At 49.0% G+C, this 18951-nt stretch carries 16 protein-coding genes; 2 read left to right on the top strand and 14 right to left on the bottom strand.

Features of this window, described 5'->3' with window-relative positions:
- Nucleotides 1–79: 79 nt before the first annotated feature.
- Nucleotides 80–919, bottom strand: coding sequence for a zinc dependent phospholipase C family protein (locus EP073_RS02465; RefSeq protein ID WP_128465587.1), 840 nt, complete (start codon nucleotides 917–919; stop codon nucleotides 80–82).
- Nucleotides 920–1033: 114 nt separating this feature from the next.
- Between EP073_RS02465 and EP073_RS02460 the strand changes: the two genes are divergently transcribed.
- Both EP073_RS02460 and EP073_RS02455 read left to right on the top strand, forming a co-directional pair.
- Entirely contained in the window at nucleotides 1034–1267 is a 234-nt protein-coding gene (locus tag EP073_RS02460; protein WP_128465586.1) for a hypothetical protein, read from the top strand.
- A gap of 12 nt (nucleotides 1268–1279) precedes the next feature.
- Nucleotides 1280–1846: a hypothetical protein gene (locus EP073_RS02455; RefSeq protein ID WP_128465585.1), complete on the top strand. Its 567-nt coding sequence runs from the start codon at nucleotides 1280–1282 to the stop codon at nucleotides 1844–1846.
- A gap of 402 nt (nucleotides 1847–2248) precedes the next feature.
- Here EP073_RS02455 and truA read toward each other — a convergent pair whose 3' ends face one another.
- The 13 genes from truA to EP073_RS02390 form a co-directional block, all read right to left on the bottom strand.
- Complete coding sequence (gene truA, locus EP073_RS02450; protein ID WP_128465584.1) at nucleotides 2249–2983, bottom strand: tRNA pseudouridine(38-40) synthase TruA; 735 nt, start codon at nucleotides 2981–2983, stop codon at nucleotides 2249–2251.
- On the bottom strand, nucleotides 2976–3659 hold the full coding sequence (locus EP073_RS02445) for an energy-coupling factor transporter transmembrane component T family protein (protein ID WP_128465583.1): 684 nt from the start codon (nucleotides 3657–3659) through the stop codon (nucleotides 2976–2978). Before EP073_RS02445 ends, truA begins: the two co-directional genes overlap by 8 nt.
- 33 nt (nucleotides 3660–3692) lie before the next feature.
- Nucleotides 3693–3899 carry a twin-arginine translocase TatA/TatE family subunit gene (tatA, locus tag EP073_RS02440; RefSeq protein ID WP_128465582.1) on the bottom strand — a complete coding sequence of 69 codons (207 nt, stop codon included), beginning with the start codon at nucleotides 3897–3899 and terminating at the stop codon, nucleotides 3693–3695.
- 49 nt (nucleotides 3900–3948) lie between these two features.
- Nucleotides 3949–5424, bottom strand: a complete 1476-nt coding sequence (gene lnt / locus EP073_RS02435) for an apolipoprotein N-acyltransferase (protein ID WP_164885245.1) — start codon at nucleotides 5422–5424, stop codon at nucleotides 3949–3951.
- Nucleotides 5425–5618: 194 nt separating this feature from the next.
- On the bottom strand, nucleotides 5619–7847 hold the full coding sequence (gene hypF, locus EP073_RS02430) for a carbamoyltransferase HypF (protein WP_128465580.1): 2229 nt from the start codon (nucleotides 7845–7847) through the stop codon (nucleotides 5619–5621).
- Nucleotides 7844–9295, bottom strand: a complete 1452-nt coding sequence (locus EP073_RS02425) for a TrkH family potassium uptake protein (RefSeq protein ID WP_206617490.1) — start codon at nucleotides 9293–9295, stop codon at nucleotides 7844–7846. The genes hypF and EP073_RS02425 overlap by 4 nt, the downstream gene beginning before the upstream one ends.
- A 2-nt stretch (nucleotides 9296–9297) precedes the next feature.
- On the bottom strand, nucleotides 9298–10638 hold the full coding sequence (trkA, locus tag EP073_RS02420) for a Trk system potassium transporter TrkA (protein WP_128465578.1): 1341 nt from the start codon (nucleotides 10636–10638) through the stop codon (nucleotides 9298–9300).
- Nucleotides 10639–10647: 9 nt separating this feature from the next.
- A complete protein-coding gene (locus EP073_RS02415; RefSeq protein WP_128465577.1) occupies nucleotides 10648–11628 on the bottom strand; it encodes a dihydroorotate dehydrogenase-like protein in 981 nt (326 codons plus the stop codon).
- A 505-nt stretch (nucleotides 11629–12133) separates the two neighbouring features.
- Complete coding sequence (locus tag EP073_RS02410; protein ID WP_128465576.1) at nucleotides 12134–14380, bottom strand: FtsK/SpoIIIE family DNA translocase; 2247 nt, start codon at nucleotides 14378–14380, stop codon at nucleotides 12134–12136.
- Nucleotides 14371–15162: an undecaprenyl-diphosphate phosphatase gene (locus EP073_RS02405; RefSeq protein ID WP_128465575.1), complete on the bottom strand. Its 792-nt coding sequence runs from the start codon at nucleotides 15160–15162 to the stop codon at nucleotides 14371–14373. Before EP073_RS02405 ends, EP073_RS02410 begins: the two co-directional genes overlap by 10 nt.
- The gene (locus EP073_RS02400) at nucleotides 15163–16803 is read right to left on the bottom strand and encodes a ribonuclease J (protein WP_128465574.1); all 1641 of its coding nucleotides are present in this window, start codon (nucleotides 16801–16803) and stop codon (nucleotides 15163–15165) included.
- Nucleotides 16804–16912: 109 nt separating this feature from the next.
- Nucleotides 16913–17515: an HNH endonuclease family protein gene (locus EP073_RS02395; RefSeq protein WP_128465573.1), complete on the bottom strand. Its 603-nt coding sequence runs from the start codon at nucleotides 17513–17515 to the stop codon at nucleotides 16913–16915.
- Nucleotides 17512–18798 (bottom strand): AAA family ATPase, encoded by a 1287-nt coding sequence (locus EP073_RS02390; protein WP_128465572.1) that lies wholly within the window; start codon nucleotides 18796–18798, stop codon nucleotides 17512–17514. Before EP073_RS02390 ends, EP073_RS02395 begins: the two co-directional genes overlap by 4 nt.
- Nucleotides 18799–18951: the final 153 nt, after the last annotated feature.

The raw sequence follows: 18951 nt of genomic DNA, 5'->3' as shown, positions 1-18951 counted from the left end.
TATGGCACTAACAAAGAATAGAAAATAGATATTTAGCCTGAGTCATATTGAATAATAAAGTTACAAATCCTAACATCCGCTAATCCGTCGGGGTATATGAATAAACATTCCCGTTGCGGTAGCGTTCCTTCATCTTGCGTATGCCGACATTCTTAACCAGCCTGTCGTGCTTTTCCCGCGCTTTTTCCATGGCGGTCTTTCCTGTGGGGTCGTAATCACTGAGATGCTCAAATCCCTTGGAGACAGAGAGCCCCGCAAGCTTTTCCGCCTCTATGCGGAAGCTGACGCAGTGCTCCTGAAACGAGGGCATTGTAGCAAGCTTATACGCCTTCACTGCCTTCTGGAGTCTGAACATTTTCTGATAGCTCAGGGCAAGGCGCAGCGTGTGCATCTCCTTAGTGAAGAAGGCGGGGTCAATGTTCATAACCCGTATGAACAACTCCCCAAGCTCCTCCGCTTCGGTCATGAGCTTCATCATTGTTCCGCTGTAGCGGTTATTGTGCAGTGCTTCCTCTGCGTATTCCAACATAAGATGCGAACCCATACGCCCCTTCCCCATGTACATAAGATGCTGAGGAACAAAACGGTTGTGCGCCACTATGTCCGCAGAGAGATGTGCGGCGTACCCGTGGGCGAAAGCCTGCTCCCCGTCGCTCTTTACTCCGTTGAAAAGCTCTGAAACCGTCTTCCATGAATGTGTTTCAAGATTGCGTTTATATTGTGAGAAATCCTTAAGAAACAGGAAAAAATCCGGAAAAATGTTGCCCAGCATGAAGTGCGCGGGGTATGCTTTTATTATCCCCTCTGCGGACGAGAGAATATTGCTGGCGATCGCAAGGTGAGTCTGAAAACCCCAAGCGAATGCGGAATCCGGCAGAAAGCACAGTAAAACAGCGGTCAGAACCGTTATAGTTTTCATGCTAATATAGTAGTAGCCGCGATTCGTTTCCGCAAGAGGTGTTGACAAAACATATTAAGATAATTATGGTATCAATATCCGCTAACAAATGAACATTAACCGGAGGTAATTGTCATGAAAGAAAAAGCTCTTGAACTCAAAAAGGAATTCACCCGCATGAAAGATGACTGGGAAGAACTTACCGAAGGCGAAAAGCTGGTAGCAAGAGACCGTGAAACGGAGTACGAAAGACTTACCGAAAATATGAGCGAGGCTGACTTAAAGTGGATTGAGAACGGTTTTGCGGCATGGTACTCGGAGTACATCGACGTTGAAACCAAAATTTTCATAAAACCCTGCGAAGGGTAAGGGAGAAAGCTAATGAAGCGGATACTTCTGATGCTGGCGGTGCTGATTTCGGTTGCCGCCTGCGTTACTGTTGGGAAGAAAACCACATCCATGGACGACACCACCTACTACACTCAGTACTCGTTCTTCTATAAAGCGGGTATCCATAAATCCGCCAATTACCGTGAAGGCACTCTTATACCGATCAATACTCCTGTGAAGATACGCTCTATCGGCGGTTATGACCTCACCGGAGACGAATCCTTTGAGATAAGGACAGTTGACGGAAGGCATAAGATTGTGGTGTCCAACGATAAGGACAACAGCGGAATGAGCCTCACGGATTACCGCAACAAGCTCCTAGGAGCGGCTAAGGCTGATTTGTCTGCCTATCCCGAGCAGGCGCAGGATCTTATCCGCAACGGTGAAGCGGCAAAAGGCATGACGAAGGATATGCTGCTGAAGGCGCTGGGTACGCCGCCCGTTGATCTTACTCCGTCACTGAACAGCGAAAGCTGGATTTATCACCTGAACCTGTTCCAGAAGACATACATAAGCTTTGACGAAAACGGCATGGTAAAGGACATTTTCCACAAGTGACTAAACGCTGACTAGTTGCTGTGTCACTGCGAGAAGCTGAAGCGACGAAGCAGTCTCTAAATATATAACTTCCGTTAGCAATGACGCAAACAGTTCCATGGATGGAACTGCGCCGTGCGGAGCGAAGGACGGTTTATCCGTCCGCGAGCATGTGCGAAAAAAACACAGGATGTAGTTTTTGGAGCGGCAAAACAGATGCTGCGCCGTGCGGAGCGAAGGACGGTTTATCCGTCCGCGAGCGTGTGCGGAAAAAACACAGGATGTAGTTTTTGGAGCGGCAAAACAGATGCTGCGCCGTGCGGAGCGAAGGACGGTTTATCCGTCCGCGAGCGTGTGTCCAAAATCTCCAAGGATGGTAAATTTTGGATAATTAAGGCAACAGGATGTGCCGTTTCTGATTATCTAATAGAATACTTCCTTTAAGTATAACCCGCAGGCGGGAGCGGTCATCCCCGCCTTTCGTCTGTCCTTTCCGCGGATAATCTCCAGCATATCCGAAGGCTTCTGCCCCCGAAAAGCGCCCCTGACAACTGTTCCGGTTATAATCCGTATCATCATGTGCAGAAAACCGCTGCCGTTTATCTCAAGGCTGATGTAATCTCCGTCTTCGTACACCTTTGTATGATAAATCGTTCTTACCGTATTCTCCTTCATCCCCTCCGCAGCGCAGAAGCAGGCGAAATCATGCTCACCCTCAACAGCCCTCAGAAGCTCCCTGATCAGTGCCGTATCCGGTTTTTTCTTAAGCCACCAGACTCTGTTCCTATCCAGAGCCGAAGGTGTCCAGCGGACAAGGAGCCTGTACATATATGTTTTGCTCACGGCGGATTTCTGGGAATGGAAGTCCTCGTGTACATCCTCAGCATGCTTCACCGCAATATCTTTGGGAAGAAGCGTGTTGATACCCATCACAAAGCCGCTTAAGGGAATGTGCTTATCCGTGCGGAAGTTGAAAACCTGATTCAGGGCATGCACCCCTGCGTCCGTTCTCCCTGAACCTATGGCAAAAAGCCTGTCTTTATACATCGTCTCAAGAGCGTTCTCTATCTCCATCTGAACGGTACGCACTTCCTTCTGTGCCTGCCAGCCGCAGAAGTCCGTTCCGTCATATTCCACAATACATTTTCTGTTAAACATAGTACCCGCCGGCGGAAAGAATGATTATGCAAAAGACGGCAGTATAATCCGCCTTTTTCATATACGGAAGCCGCATCCGCTCATCAAAGTTCTCAAACATAGCCTGAACCGAATCTCCTGAATGACTGAGTGCCTTCTCCGCCAGCGGAGCCAGAAACTCCTTAACGGAGAAGAGCCTGCCTATGCGCCTTCCGCCTGAGGGCTTGAAAAAGGAGAAGAACACAGGAACAAAGCTGAGAGCACAGCCGAGGGAAACGCTCAATCCCTTGGCATCGGTAAACGGGATAATCCGGAACACACGGTAAAAAAGCGCTGTGAGATCATCTGTTCTGATAAGAAACGTGAGCAGGGATGAAAAAAAGATAAGAAGCGTGAGCCTGAACACTATGAAAAGGGAATACTCCGTATCCCTCACACCGAAAAACCAGTGACTGGCGAAGGAGACAGCAAGAACAGGAGAAAGCGGCACAAGCGCCCTCAGAAAAAACAGGGGTTTAATCTTTGAGACAAAGAGAACCGCAAGAAAAACAGCTCCGAAATAAAACAGACCGGAAGATGACTTCACCGTTCCGGCCGTAATCGTCAATATAATAACAGAAACCGCCTTAACAGCGGGATGCAGCCTATGAAGAGGGGAATCCGTATCTATGTAAGAACCGAAAGTTCCGCCAGCCACTTAAAACCGCACCGTCAGACAGCCCTGATGTGATCAGGCGTCTTTGTTTTCGTTCTCGATTTTCTTTTTCTCCGTTTCCGGAGTAATATCGAGGGCGTCTTCTGCATCCTTTGCGGACTTTTTAAAGTTCCTTATGGCTTTTCCGAGACCGTCACCGATCTGAGGAAGTTTGCCCGCACCGAATATAACCAGAGCGATTATAAGGATGATCAGAATCTGCTGAGAACCTACTGAACCCATACTTTGCCTCCTAAAGATGTATGAACATTAATACACATCGTCTATTTATTCAAGGCTTATTATGTCTGCGAATCCGCTTTATAAGTGCTGCCGATAAGCTCACAAATAATAGCGTTCCAAGCCATGTATAGCCGTATAAACCGAAGAACGTCCGCCCCTGAACAAGGTTCACTTCATAGTCCAGATAACCGCTTTCACCCACACCCATGACGGACTTTATGCGTCCTTTGGGGTCAATGTAGGCAGATATGCCGGACTGTGTGCAGCGGGCAATCCATCTGCCGAATTCCGCTGCCCGCATAACATCCACGGCAAGGTGCTGATAACGCCCGTGGGAGAAGCCAAACCAGCTGTCATTGGAAATTATAACGACCATGTTCGCTCCTGCGGCTGCCTGTGCCGCAAGCTGGCGGTAGAAAGCGCCTTCATAGCAGATCATGGGTGCTATCTTCATTTTCCCGAGATCAAACACGCTGAGGCGTTCGCCCTTGCTGTAATCATGAGCTCCGTTAAAAAAGAAGTCGTCTATAGCCTTAAACAGCCCGCTCATAGGGAAATATTCGCCGAAGGGGACAAGATGCACCTTGTCGTAAACGGCGGAACCCTGCCCTGCGTAAAGAGCTGCACTGTTGTAGTATTTTCTTTCGTCTCCGTTCTCTTCCCTGCGCATAACGCCTATGAGAACCGGAGTGTCCTCCCCTATGGTGGAGAGGGTGAGATCTATTATAGCGTCATCCTGCACCAGAACAGGATAAGCCGTTTCCGGCAGAACAAGCAGGTCAAAATCCTTAAACCCGCTCCCCAGAAGCATTTGCTGAACCGTGCTTATAACCCGCTCTTTCCGTTCCTCATCCCACTTTTCCTCCTGCGCGACGCCAGTCTGGATCATACGTACTTTCGCCGTGCCTCCGCTCTCAGGCTCCGGCATAGCGGAACCCGCCAGATACAGCAGAACGGGAAGAAAAATACCCGCAGCAAACAGAATGTGCCTTCTGCCGCGTATGCCGTGATAAACCAGAAGGTTTCCGGTAACTATCAGAAAGCTCAGCCCGTATTCCCCGAAAAACGAGGTCACGGTAAGAAGTTCGGGATACAGATACTGAGTCTGCCCCAACGTCAGCCACGGAAAGCCTGTGAGGAAAATCCCCCTGAAAAACTCTCCCGCGGCAAAAACAACAGGTACAAAAAGCAGCGAGCCCCTGCTCCGTGCGAAAACATACGCCGTCAGCCCGTAATACAGACCGAGATAGGCGGCAAAAACCGCAGTAACTATCCATGATACAAAAAGGGGCGCACTGCCTATATCCGTCAGAGGAAACGACAGCCATGAGATTCCGAAAAAGTAATAAAACTCTCCGAACAGAAGCCCTGCCCAAAAAGGGCGGATGTATCTTTTTTCCGCAAGGATAAACAAAGGCACAAGAGCAAACCACGCCAAAAACCCTCTGTCCATCCCCGGAGATGCCAGAATGAGAAGCATTACCGATACAAACAGCAGCGCCGCCGCATGAAACAGGTTATTCATATCTGCCTTATTGTTCATAATTAATATATACCGCCATAGGAAAACCCAAGGTAAAGACGGACATTCCGCATCCGTTGCTGCACCTTTACGAAGCAGATTAAAATTTTTGAAAGGGTTTGGGAAAAGCTTTTTATAAAAAGTTTTCCCAAGACAGGAGAAACCCTTCCCAAAACTCAATATATTTTGCAATTACATCATAATTTTATATCGTCACCGTAAACATACCCGCAGACCTGACCGAGTGAGATGCAGCCGTCATTGGCGGGGATGCGTCCGTGAATGAGGGGAGTGAACCCATTTTGGCGGAGCAGAGTTGTAACCCTGTCCAGCAAAAGCATATTCTGGAACACTCCGCCGGAGAGGGCGACAGTTTTTATCCCTGCTGCGTATTTTATGCAGGCAGCAGTGAGCATTCTGGCGAACCCGTTGTGGAACCTTGCGGAGCATACGGCAGAATCCGTACCGGAGGCAAGGTCGCTGAACAGACCGTCAAAAAGCCCTGCGGGGTTCATGGGTTCCGTATGATAAGAGTCAGTGACAGTTTTATCAGCCATATATTCCAGCTTGATGGCAAGATGCGCCTCAAAATCGTTTTCCGCAATGCCTGAAACCAATGCTCCGGCGGCTTCAAAAAGCCTTCCCGTGCTTGATGTTTCTATGGAGTTGAACCCTGTTTCCACCATTTTTTCGGTGAGTCTGAGAGCCGCCCGCATTTCAGGGAACCTGCCGTAGAGGAAGTCTGCATATTTTTCAAGCCCGTAGGATTTCATAACAGACACAAGCATCATGGCGGGCTTTTTGGCTGCCGTGTCCATGGCGGGCTGGAGAATATAAGGCAGACGGGCGGCACGTGTCACATATTGATCTTTCCTGACAAAGAGTTCTCCGCCCCAAATCCTGCCGTCTGTTCCCAAGCCGGTTCCGTCAAGTATGAGACCTAGGGCGTCGCCCTTGTGTCCGTTTTCACCGAGAACGGCGTAAAAATGCGCCAGATGGTGCTGTAATGTCACAACTTCCGCCCCTGTTTCTGCGGCATAGCGGGTGCTGAAATAATCGGGATGTATGTCTGTAATAACTGTCTGCGGTTCGATGCCGAGGAGATTCTTCATCTTGCCCCATGTTTCGGTATAGAAATCTCTCGTCTCCGGATTGTCCAAATCACCGATGTACTGGCTGGGGAAGGCATAAGCGCCGGAAGCGAAACATATTCCGTTTTTAAGATGCGCTCCGGCTCCAGCGACCTGCTTATCAGCCTCAAAAGGGAGCATGACAGGGTAAGGCGCAAAGCCCCGTGCACGGCGGAGCACATAGGGGAATCCGCCCGCCACGGCAACAACCGAATCGTCTACTCTGTTATGTATATCTCTGTTATGATGGAGAAAATTGTCAGTGTAATATTTTAGCCTCTGCTGTGCGTCCGCTTCGTCAATGCAGATAGGCTCATCCCGCAGGTTGCCGCTGGTGGCTATTATGAAATCCGTATTAAGGCGGCTCATCAGCAGAGCATGCAGCGGAGTGTAAGCGGTCATCACGCCTATATTGCTTCCCATAGGGTTCACCGAATCAGGAAAAGGCGGATTTTCCCAGTCCAGAAGCAGGATCGGAGCCTGAGGACTTGCGATTATGTTCCGCTCCGTGTCACTCAGGGTGCGGTATTTTTCAAGAGTCTGAACATCCGCACACATCACGGCAAAGGGCTTTTCTCCTCTGCGCTTGAGTTCACGAAGCTTTCCCACCGCAGCCTCATTCAGAGCGTCACATATGAGATGATACCCCCCCAGACCCTTCATAGCGAGTATTTCACCGGAGTTTACAGCGTCCGCCGCCCTGTTCAGAGCCGCGTCACCCTCAAGTCCGAATCCGTAAGCTTGAGGTCCGCAGACGGGGCAGCAGTCCGGCTGGGCGTGGAAGCGTCTGTCGGCGGGATTTTTATATTCGGACGCGCAGTCGGCGCACATGTCAAATGCGCTCATGGTAGTCATTCTGCGGTCGTAGGGGATGGATTTTATTATGGAATATCTCGGACCGCAGTTTGTGCAGTTGATGAACGGGTAATTAAAGCGTCTGTCCGATGTGTCAAAGAGCTCTCTGCGGCAGTCGGGGCAGAGAGCCACATCAGGAGAAACAAGGGTCAGTCCGTCCGTATCCACTGATTCACGGATTTCAAAGCCTTTAAATGCGCTCTCGCTGCCTTCGGTGATCTCAGTCGAAATGATGTGCGAAAGCGGCGGGGCAAGCCGCCTGACGTCCTCCGCAAATGAGCGGGCGGCATCATACGAGCACTCAAGCCCTATCTGCACACCCTTTGAGTCGTTCAGCACATAACCCTTAAGCCCCCGCTCTGCGGCGAGGTTATAAACAAACGGGCGGAAGCCCACTCCCTGCACAATTCCTTTGATCCTGATTATATAAGTCTTTGTCATTTCTTCCAGAACATGGGCGTAAACAGAACGAACACGGTGTAAAGCTCAAGCCTTCCCGCCATCATGGCAAAGCTGAGAATCCATTTCACATGATCCGGCAGAAAGGCATAATTTTCCGCAGGACCCACGTTGCCGAACCCGGGACCGATGTTGCCCACTGTCGCCAAGGCGGCAGTAAATGAGGTGAGCAGATCAATATCCGACGCTGCGAGAGCTGATGTTACAACCAGAAGGGTACAGACATACAGAAAGAAGAAGCCGCTTATGGCGTAAACTATGTTCTTCCGTACGGGATAGCCGCTTATTTTCAGAATAAATACTCCTCTGGGATGCACAAGAAACTTCATTTCGTTAAATCCCTGTTTAAGAAGCGTCGCTATCCTCACAACCTTTATCCCTCCTGCAGTGGAGCCCGAACAGCCCCCCACGAACATCAGCACCAGAAGCGTTACCTGACCGAGGTATGTCCAGTATTCATAGTCCGTTGTGGCAAAGCCTGTCGTTGAGAGTATGGAAGCCGCCTGAAAGGAAGCGTAGCGGATGCTCTCCCAGACGCTGCCGTATATCTTTCCATGCAGGCTGAAAGCTATGACCGCGCTGGCGGCGAAGAACACAAGCAGATAAGCCTTCAGCTCGGTATTCCGGAAAATACCCTTGAAGTTTCCGCTCATCAGCCTGAAATGGAGCGTGAAGTTCATTCCGGCTATCACCATGAAAAGGGTGATAACGCCGTCTATATAAGCCGAATCATAATGCCCTACACTTAAATTTTTTGTGGAGAACCCGCCCGTGGCGAGAGTGCTGAAACTGTGGTTAAGAGCATCGAAAAAGGTCATGCCGCCGCAGACAAGCAGAAAGGTTTCAAGAGCGGTGAAGCCTACATAAACATACCAGAGGTACTTGGCGGTCTCCGCTATGCGGGGAGTTATTTTATCAACTGAAGGCCCGGGGGCTTCCGCCTGCATAAGCTGCATACCGCCGATTCCCAAAAGTGGAAGAATGGCGACGCCAAGAACCACTATGCCCATACCGCCCAGCCAGTGAGTGAGTGAACGCCACAAAAGGAGGGAACCGGGCATTTTTTCTATATCCGTCAGAATAGTCGCCCCTGTGGTGGAGAAGCCGGACATTGTTTCAAAAAAAGCGTCCGTGACCGTCAGCATGCCGCCGTCGAATATATACGGAAAAGCGGCGACGGTAGACGCCACAAGCCAGCTCAGGGTAACGGTGATGAGCCCGTCTCTGGTGGAGAGAGTCTTCTGCTTCTCGTGCCTGAAAACAAAGAGAATGCCGAAGCTTATGCAGCCGCTTATTGCGATGGACAAAAGAAAACTGCGGACAGCCGCCCACTCCTCATAGTAAGCGCCAACTCCGGCGCAGAGGAGAAGGAAAATATCGAGAATAAGTATAAGAACCGAAACAGTTTTGAAAATTACCTTGAAGTGCATAATCAGCCGGAAAACATCTCAGACAGAGCGGAAGAGGCTTCCTTCGCCGAGAAGGTGACTATCCTGTCCTTCTCTCTGAAAACGAAATTTCCATCGGGGATGATGTGCTTTGTCCCTCTGGAGACAGCCGCCACAAGGGAACCGGAGGGAAATTTTGTATCCTTGAGGGTCTTGCCGCAGAGCTCATTGTTTGAGGCAAGACTGAATTCGGTTACCTCCGCCCGCCCGTCAAATATTTTAAAGACATTGAGAATATTCCCCTGACGCATGAATTTCAGAATAGCGTTTACGGAGCTTATCTTCGGGCTCACTGTGGCGTTCAGTCCCAGCTCAGCGGAGATATGAAGATAATTTGTCTTGTTTACCAAGGCAATAGCCTTTTTCACTCCGAGAGATTTGGCGTAGATCGCTGTGAGTATATTGAGTTCCTCATTACTGGTGGTGGTAACGATCAGATCGTTATCCGCAAAGTGCTCATCATCAAAGACACTTTTGTCGGATATGTCGCCGTTGATAACAAGAGCGTTCGGAAAATCCGAGGCCACTTGCTTGCACAGCTCATAATCCCTATCCACAATCTTTACGCTGCGTCCGAGCTTAAGAAGCTTCTCCGTAACGTATCTGCCCATTCTTCCGGCGCCGACTATAACCACAGTCCTGATGCGCTTCTTGGGAGTGCCCGTCTTGGCGAGTATCTTCTCAAAAGTGGATACGGAGGCGACTATGAAAACGTGATCCCCCTCTTCGATAATCGTTTCACCGTCGGGAATTATTATTTCATCCTCACGGATTATACCGGCGACTATGAACTCCTCCTTAAGTGTTCCTTTAACTGCCTTAAGGTTTTTACCGAGAAGGAAGTGCTCATCGTCCATATAAAGATCACGAAGCTGTATTTCGCTGTTGTCAAAGCTGAAAATATCGCTGGTAGCGCCGTGCTGTATGTTGTTTACAATCGCCTTAGCAGCCTCAATCTCCGGATTAACTATGTAGTCAACTCCATAGCCGCCGCTGAAAATGCGGGTTCCGGTGTATTTAAGGCTTTTTACACGGGCAATTTTAAGGGGAACGTTAAATTCACTGGCAACGACAAAGCAGCTTATCATGTTCACCTCATCGGAATCGGTTGCAGAGATGAAGGCGGATGCTCTGGCAAGTCCCGCGTCTTTCAGAACCTCGATGTTGGTGGCATCGTCGTTTATCACCAGACAGTCAAGGTGATTGGAGGCATGCTTCGCACGCTCCTTGTCACGCTCAATTACGACTACATCACGGTTTTCAAGTATGAGCTGCTCGGCGATGTGGAACCCCACCTCGCCTGCGCCCGCTATGAATATTTTCATGGGTAAAGCCTACTGAACAAGCATCGCCTCTGCTATCTTCATGTACTGGGTGCGTTCAAAACCCATGTGCTCACCGGCGTTTTTCTTGGAGGCGAGCCCGCGGATTTCCGCCAGAGAAGATTTTTTGCGGAGCTCAAGCCACTGGTCAACCTCTTCCAGTACCGCGGAGATTCGCCCGAAGCCGTTTTTATAAACCTCTGAAACCATCTGCACCGCGGAGGCTCCGGCGAGAATATGCTGAAGCACAGCAGATGAGGAGTGAACCCCTGTTGAGGAGCTGACATTTATACCGAGCTGAGAGGTGATCACGGAAACCCAGCGAAGAACGTTATACGTCTCGTTCTCTGTGCTGTAGTAATGCACAGGCTTAAGCTTAAGCGTGTCAGTATCTATCGCCATCTGGTAGTATCTGTTGAAAAGGGTGAGGCTGTCCGCGCCCGCTTCCTTAAGTTTTGAAGCCATATAGGGAATTGAGGTGAAGTTCGGACCTATCTTGACCGCAACAGGAATCTTCACCTGAGCCTTCACAGCCCTTACGGTGTCAATATACCTCTGCTCAACATCTCGGGGATCGTCTTTGATACTGAAAGGGACGTAGGCAATGTTCAGCTCCACAGCGTCAGCGCCGGCACTTTCTATATCCTTCGCGAATCCCGCCCACCATTTGCCGCCCATGCAGTTTATGCTGGCTATAACGGGAATCTGAACAGTGTTTTTGGTTTTTTCGATGATTTCGGTGTAACCTTTTGTTCCGTAAACCATGAGAGCGTCTTTCATTATATATTCATAGGCTTCCGGGTGGAAGCTGTCGCCGTAGCCTGCATCCCCCTGCCTGAGTTCTTCCTCGAAAAGAGATTTGAGAATAATGGCGCCTGCCCCTTCGTTTTCCGCCGCTTTCATATTCTCAGTGGTTTTGGACATGGTGGAGCTGCCGAGAATTATCGGACTTTTCAGCTTGAGCCCCATGTAGTTCACGCTTAAATCAGCCATAGTTCCTTCCTTAAATGAGTTTTTCAGGTAATTTATTATATTGTGTTATGAACAGTAAAGCCAGAAATACCGTATGAAAATACAGTTACCATCAGTACGCCATCCTGAACAGGGTGAAGAATCCCGCACGGCGCATTCCCTTCCTTGGGAATGCCTGTTAATCGCTGTCTTGCCGGAATAATCCGTACATCCTGTCGGATTATTCCACACGCTCGCGCCGTGATAAACACGGCTTCGCTCCGCACGGCGCATTCCCTTCCTTGGGAATGCCTGCTAATCTCTGTCTTACCGGAATAATCCGTACATCCTGTCGGATTATTCCACACGCTCGCGCCGTGATAAACACGGCTTCGCTCCGCACGGCGCATTCCCTTCCTTGGGAATACCTGCTAATCTCTGTCTTACCGGAATAATCCGTACATCCTGTCGGATTATTCCACACGCTCGCGCCGTGATAAACACGGCTTCGCTCCGCACGGCGCATTCCCTTCCTTGGGAATACCTGTTAATCTCTTTTGAGCACTTCTCTGGGTTTGGAGGTGCCGTCGGACGGGGCGACTATGCCCTTCTGTTCCATTATTTCCACTATGCGGGCGGCACGGTTGTAACCGATGCGCAGGTAACGCTGTATCATTGATATTGAGGCGAAGCCTTTTTGTCTGACCAGTTCAAGCGCCTCGAAATATTTGTCGTCTATTTCGGATTCGTCTATCTCATCAAGTCCGGCGTCCTCATCCTTAACCAGATCCATATTGTACTCCGGTTCACCGAGCGTTTTGAGGTGTTCTGTTATTCTGCCCACCTCATCATCGCTCACGAAGCAGCCGTGGACACGCACAGTCTCGCTCGTGCCCGGGGGTATGAAAAGGCTGTCGCCCTTACCGAGGAGGAGCTCAGCGCCGTTGGAGTCTATGACGGTTCGGGAGTCAATCTTTGAAGAAACCTTGAACGAGAGCCTTGCCGGCATGTTCGCCTTGATAATCCCCGTGATGACGTTTACAGACGGTCTCTGGGTGGCGAGAATAAGGTGTATGCCCACTGCGCGCGCCATCTGGGCTATGCGGATGATCGACTGCTCCACCTCTTTGCCCGCAACCATCATAAGATCCGCAAACTCGTCCACAACCACGATAAGATAAGGCATTTTAGGGTGCCCGTCCGTTTCGGACTTCTGGTTGTAGGAATCGATGTTCCTCACTTTTGATTCGGCAAGTAAGCTGTAGCGGGATTCCATCTCCTGAACGACATTCTTAAGCACAGTAGCCGCCTTGCGCACATCCACGACAACAGGGGCAGCAAGATGCGGAATTCCTTCGTATATGCTGAGTTCCACCATTTTCGGGTCGATCATTACAAACTTCACCATCCGTGGAGAGGATTTATACAGAACAGAGCAGATCATCGCATTCACTGAGACGGACTTACCGCTGCCCGTTGTGCCCGCTATGAGCAGGTGGGGCATTTTGGTAAGATCAGAGATGTACGGCTTGCCGGAAGCGTCCTTACCCATGGCGAATGTCAGCGGCGACTGGCTCTCTGCGAATCTCAGTGAAGTCAGCAGCTCACTGAGAACCACAGACTCCCTGTTTTCGTTGGGAAGCTCTATTCCCACCACGGACTTTCCGGGGATGGGGGCTATTATCCTCACGCTGAGGGCGCTCATGGCGAGAGCCAAGTCATCTGACAGATTTGCTATCTTATTTATCTTGATTCCGGGAGCGGGTTCAAACTCAAACAGAGTGACAACCGGTCCCGGGCGTATTTCACGCACTTTTCCCAGAACGCCGAAATCCTTAAGCTTCTGCTCAAGGATAGATGCTTTATGTTTAAGCTCCTCGTCGCTCTCACCCTTTATCTTGCCCGAAGGCTTATCAAGGAGGCTCAGCGGAACATCATACTTAACAGATGTCTGCTCCACCGTTTCCTTGGGCTTAATATCTATACCGTTTGCCTGAGGCTTGGGAACCTCAAAAACTTCTTCATCTTCTTCCATCGGTTCCGGAAGTATTTCCGGCTGCACCGGCTCAAAATAATCATCACTCAGCGGCTTGGTCACAGGCACATAACCCTCATCCGGCTCAGTATATATTCCGCCGCCCGCGCTCTCGGTCTCCGCCGCTTCCACAGTGCGTCCGGCGTTTATGAACATGCCCCTGAAGCTCCTACCTCCGGTTCCGTCCTTAACTCCGGTTTTGACCCGTAAAAAAGCCTGCTTCATATCACTCAGAGTCACGGCGAAAAACAGCATGAAGGAAATAACGAGCAGAAAGAAGGTTACAATCATCCCTCCTGCCCTGCCTAAGAAAGAGACCAGAATATCCGAAGACGCCTTGCCGGAGATGCCGCCAGTGTACTGCGAATCAAAGAAGAAATCATGTCCGCCGAAAAAGCCCGACATTACAGACAGCAGGAACACGAAAACAGTCATTGCCATAAAGGAGTACACAGCGCCGAAGCGTCCTTCCTCCCTGCCGCTTCTGAGCAGATAAAGCCTGTAGACCGTGCCTGTGAAAAATACGGGAATGCACAAAGCAGCCCACCCGAAGAAGGTTCCGGTGAGATCTGCAAAATAGGCTCCGGTTTTGCCGAAAAGGTTATTCACCCTGAGCTCGTAGTCACTGAAAATTATGTGAGAAAACGAGGGATCGGACGAAGAATAGGAATATATGGACAGCGTCAGAAAAATCAGCGCGGCGACACTCAGAATAAAAATTATGTCGAGCGGCAGGCTTTTTTTGTTTTCTACATCCATATTATAGCTGTTATCCCCAGCACAAGGCAGTAAAGGGCGAATATCTTAAGGTTCGCCTTCTTTATAAAATACACCATAAAGCTTATGGCGAAAAGCCCGCTTATGAAAGCCGCCAGCATTCCGGCGCCGTAAGCGGGAAGCTGATCGGTGGGCAGGGTTTCCAAATGGCGCACCTGAAGAAGTGCCGCGCCGAATATCGCCGGAACGGACATCAGGAACGAAAATTCCGCCATGTCCTCCCTTTTTACGCCGAGAAAAAGACCTGCGGCGACTGTGGAACCGGAGCGGGATATGCCCGGTATAACGGCTATTCCCTGCACTATGCCTATTATAAAAGACTGGGGCAGAGTGAGCTCGCCCCTCGGCTTCATCTTATCCGAAAAAACGAGCAGCAGAGAAGTCAGAATCAGAAAATAGCCCACAAATGAGGGCGTTGTGAAGAAATGCTCCGCTGATTTTTCAAGAGAAAGACCTATCACCGCCGTCGGTATACTGGCTATAATTATACCCCAGAGAAAGTTCTTGTTCTGGTAGTAGACTATCCTGTACTGCTGAAAAAATATGCCGAAAAAGGCGAGCATGAGATTCTTCACCCTCTCCCTGAAAAAAAGGAGAACAGCGAAAAGAGTCGCCAGATGCAGCAGTGTATCAAAAAGAAGCCCCGGCTGGGAGAAACCGCCCATAAGGGACTGGGCAAGCACAAGGTGCCCCGAACTGCTCACAGGAAGGAACTCGGTGAATCCCTGAATAAGCCCGAGCAGAACAGCCATACCCGTTGTCATTTATACCTCCACGACAGCGACCGAAACGGCAGGTCTTCTGTCCATACTTTTTCTGAAAAAACGTCTGACGAGTTTTTCAATAAAATCCTCAAGCAGGGTGTAATCCCCGCCCGCTTCCTCTATGAGGCTTGCCATGTTATCGCTCAGGTACTTCCTGAGCTCAAATGTTGTGCGATCGTCAATCCGGAAGCCCTTCACCCTGACCACGGGGGGCGTCTCAAGCGCTTCGTAAAGCGGGCTGTAAAGCACCGCGACAGACACCGCGCCGTCTCTGCAAAGGCTTTTACGATCCTTCAGCAGTTCTTCGTCTATGACGGTTCTGCCCCGCAGGTCAATATATACAGCTCCGTGGGGTATATCGTCAACGGCTACCAGCTTTCCGCCCTCAAAAACCGCTTTCATGCCGTCCTTAACTGGCAGAACGCTTTCACGCTCAAAGAGCCCCGTCTTCATCGCCGTTTTACGCATGTGAGCAAGGTGCATCTCCTCACCGTGTACGGGTATGAGGTACGAAGGCTTAGTAAGGTTCATCATTTTTGTCAGCTCCCCTCTGGAAGCATGACCGGAGACATGTATTTTGCGTGCGGCTACATCTATCACCTCGCCGCCGTTTTCATAGATCAGGTTTATAAGCCTGTTGAGGTTCTTCTCATTTCCCGGGATAACCCTTGATGATATTATGAAGGTGTCCCCGGGCTCTACTTTCAGATCCTTGCGCTCCCGTGAGGCTATGCGGTAGAGGGTGCTCTGCGTCTCTCCCTGACATCCGGTGATGATGTATACAATCTTGTTGTCCGGCATTTTTTTTCCGGTGGAGAGCTGAACAACCGCCTTCGGAGGTATCTCCAGACGCCCTATTTTCTTGGCTATATCCACATTACGCTCTATGGAGGTTCCTTCCAGAACCACTTTGCGCCCAAGCTCCTCGGCGGCTTCTATCACCTGCCTGAGCCTGTCCAGATTGGAGGAGAACGTGGTAAAAAACACCCGCCCGGGTGAGCTGCGCATTATGTCTTTAAGCTCCGCCTTTATGGATGATTCGGAGTTGGTGAAACCCTCATTCTGGGAGTTGGTGGAATCCAGCAGAAGACATGTAAGCCCGCCTTCTGCGAGCGGAGCGAAGTCATCCTCGTTGAAGGGTTCTCCTGAAACGGGAGTGTAGTCTATCTTAAAATCCGAGCAGTGAAGCGCTGAGAATGAGCCGTGCTTGAGATAAATGCCGAAAGTATCGCCTATGGAATGAGTCACCGGAAGAAATGTTACGGAGAAGCCGTCTATTTTTACCGTTTCTCTCGCCTCAACGGAGATCAGGTTCAGCTTCTCTTTTTTGGAGCCGAGCTTGGCTGCGAGTATTCCCAGAGAAAGCTTTCCGCCGTAGACGGGAACATTAAACTCGCTGAGGAAATAGGGCAGTGCGCCTATATGATCCTCATGCCCGTGGGAAACGAGAACCGCCTTAAGCTTATGCTCTATTTCACGAATATATGTAAAGTCGGGAATTATGTAATCCACGCCCGGATAGGTGTAGTCCGCGAACATTACGCCGCAGTCGATTATCACCGCAGTGTCTTCGGTCTCATAAACATACATATTCATGCCGATTTCGCCTACTCCGCCGAGTACGGCAACTGATGCCCTCATCTTGCTCCTTAATTTCTCTGGATAACGGATATTTTAAGGTAAACGCAATTAAATGAAAAGGCAAGGAATGTTAAGGGAAGAGAATGGGGGAGACAGTTTTCAGGCAGTTCTAAATCGTCAACCTCTGTCTGACAATTTCTGCATATACAAAAGGAGATTTGCTCAAAAGAAAATTCAACGAGCAATCTCCAGAAACATATGTGCCATAACGTTCCGCACGCATTTTATTATTTTCGGCACTGTCTAATTTCAGGCGCTTGATTGTTTTATAAGCAAGTGCAAGTTCATCTGGATTCAAACTCGGGTTAGGGTAAATTTCTCCTGAAACAAAATTAATAAAAAACGTATCAGGATGCAGCCCTATAGGATCAAGAACATCGTCAAATTTATGCTTATTCCGGTTAGAACCTAAACATGAAAGACGATAGTTTGACCATTCATATGCCTGTCCAGCATTTTCAGATTTTGCTATGAAATGATCTGTTGAGCTTGCCCCTGTGCCCCACTCAAAATAAATAGCAAGGTAAGCGCAAATACCTGAATAAGCCTCCCAAAGCTGTTTATTGGAATGACGCCAGTAGTTGGGTAATTCGGATGCTTCCGTCGGAGCGGAAGCAGGATCTATTCCCTTCTCCTCAAGCCACTTAAGTCCTTTCTGACGAACTTCTTTATTAAAATCCTCCGGTTCAGGCTGAAGAGTCACTGGTATCATTTAAGCAATCCTTTCTTATAGCAGATAGCCCGCCAGCGGAATAAAAAATCATCCTTAGGGTTCAAAGCCTTTACCAGTTTATCATTCATAGATTCTATTTGCTGTTCTGATGGTGGCACTTGTTTCAAAAGCTCCGATGCCTCATTAACAAGACGCTCATACTCGACTGCACCCCTGTCACTGGGGAGATCAAACGCCTCACTAGTTAACCAGTTTGCAATATTGCCACGTTTTTCATACTCGCGTTTACGTAAAACAACCTTTTCATTTTCAAAATCCAAATCAAACCAGGCATCTTGATTTTCATCGAACAAGGGTTCAACAGAAGCCATTATCAGAGGAGAATGTGTTGCAGTGATTAACTGCACCTCAGGACTTTTTGTTAATTCCTTCATAACAGAAAGCAGCGCAGGAATAATCCTTCTCTGCCAGCTTGGGTGCAGATGTGATTCAATCTCATCTACAAGAAATGTAATTTGTGCAGTAGACTGTTTACCCAACTGTTTAGCAGCTTTTCCGTGTTCTTCCCATGCCCAGACAAGAAAATACGCCAGAGCAATGATTCGCCTGATCCCCGACGAAGCATGTACAACCGGCACATCTTTTTGATAAGGCATACGAATAGTAGGAATATCACGAACATCATCAAGACTTATTCTTGCCAATTCACCGGGTTCAAGCTTTTCATTATCGGAAGAAGACAGGACACTTAAGACCTGTTTGAGGTGCTTAAAAGATTTACCTTTTTCTTTTTGCCAACCTGCCCAGTCACGTATCAATCCGTTACAAAGCCAATTACCTCGATCGTCCTGCAAGCCGTCCCAAACTTCTTTGGGGCTGAATACATAAGCAGGAACACGTTCCTGAATATCCACACCACCGCGGGTAATCCAGTAGTTTCTATGGGGATCCCAAACCGCAAAGCTTCCATCAGACATGGCATAAAGAACTAAACCCGGATTAGCAGGTCGTCCACGTGTTCCGAGCCACGATTGCTCCTCTCTGTGAAATATGCTTTCGTAACTAAGTTTTTTTTTACTTTTTGCAGCAAACGAAAAACTGATTTTCGCTTCACCTTTGGAACTGGGGCGTGCTTTATTTCCTGTGGTCAGTTTTGGATTAATTTCAGATGCCCACTTACGTGTAAGTGACCACCAAACTATATCAAGCAAAAAGCTTTTACCTAATCCGTTATCACCAGTAATCAGATTCAGTCTTTTACCAAAATCCATCGCCATTTCTGATGCTGGCCCAACATTATTTAGTTTGAGATTCTGGATCATGCCTGATTCTCCCTTAAATCTTTTGGCGATATGCTAGTATATATTATAAATGGAAGTTTTCTTACTCAATATCAAGTTTAACCGATGTTAATATACTTGTCACACATAATATTTTGTATCAGATTAAAACTACATACAAAATCATTCAAATAA

It is taken from the genome of Geovibrio thiophilus, assembly GCF_004087915.1.
GTDB classification, from domain to species: Bacteria; Chrysiogenota; Deferribacteres; order Deferribacterales; family Geovibrionaceae; genus Geovibrio; species Geovibrio thiophilus.
Note: the sequence above shows the minus strand (reverse complement) of the source record. Positions and strands in the feature narration are given on the sequence as shown.

Bases quoted from the DNA above. Each gene is read 5' to 3' on its own strand.
- EP073_RS02465 (WP_128465587.1), bottom strand. From the start codon at position 919: ATGAAAACTATAACGGTTCTGACCGCTGTTTTACTGTGCTTTCTGCCG.
- EP073_RS02460 (WP_128465586.1), top strand. From the start codon at position 1,034: ATGAAAGAAAAAGCTCTTGAACTCAAAAAGGAATTCACCCGCATGAAA.
- EP073_RS02455 (WP_128465585.1), top strand. From the start codon at position 1,280: ATGAAGCGGATACTTCTGATGCTGGCGGTGCTGATTTCGGTTGCCGCC.
- truA (WP_128465584.1), bottom strand. From the start codon at position 2,983: ATGTTTAACAGAAAATGTATTGTGGAATATGACGGAACGGACTTCTGC.
- tatA (WP_128465582.1), bottom strand. From the start codon at position 3,899: ATGGGTTCAGTAGGTTCTCAGCAGATTCTGATCATCCTTATAATCGCT.
- lnt (WP_164885245.1), bottom strand. From the start codon at position 5,424: ATGAATAACCTGTTTCATGCGGCGGCGCTGCTGTTTGTATCGGTAATG.
- hypF (WP_128465580.1), bottom strand. From the start codon at position 7,847: ATGACAAAGACTTATATAATCAGGATCAAAGGAATTGTGCAGGGAGTG.
- EP073_RS02425 (WP_206617490.1), bottom strand. From the start codon at position 9,295: ATGCACTTCAAGGTAATTTTCAAAACTGTTTCGGTTCTTATACTTATT.
- trkA (WP_128465578.1), bottom strand. From the start codon at position 10,638: ATGAAAATATTCATAGCGGGCGCAGGCGAGGTGGGGTTCCACATCGCC.
- EP073_RS02415 (WP_128465577.1), bottom strand. From the start codon at position 11,628: ATGGCTGATTTAAGCGTGAACTACATGGGGCTCAAGCTGAAAAGTCCG.
- EP073_RS02410 (WP_128465576.1), bottom strand. From the start codon at position 14,380: ATGGATGTAGAAAACAAAAAAAGCCTGCCGCTCGACATAATTTTTATT.
- EP073_RS02405 (WP_128465575.1), bottom strand. From the start codon at position 15,162: ATGACAACGGGTATGGCTGTTCTGCTCGGGCTTATTCAGGGATTCACC.
- EP073_RS02400 (WP_128465574.1), bottom strand. From the start codon at position 16,803: ATGAGGGCATCAGTTGCCGTACTCGGCGGAGTAGGCGAAATCGGCATG.
- EP073_RS02395 (WP_128465573.1), bottom strand. From the start codon at position 17,515: ATGATACCAGTGACTCTTCAGCCTGAACCGGAGGATTTTAATAAAGAA.
- EP073_RS02390 (WP_128465572.1), bottom strand. From the start codon at position 18,798: ATGATCCAGAATCTCAAACTAAATAATGTTGGGCCAGCATCAGAAATG.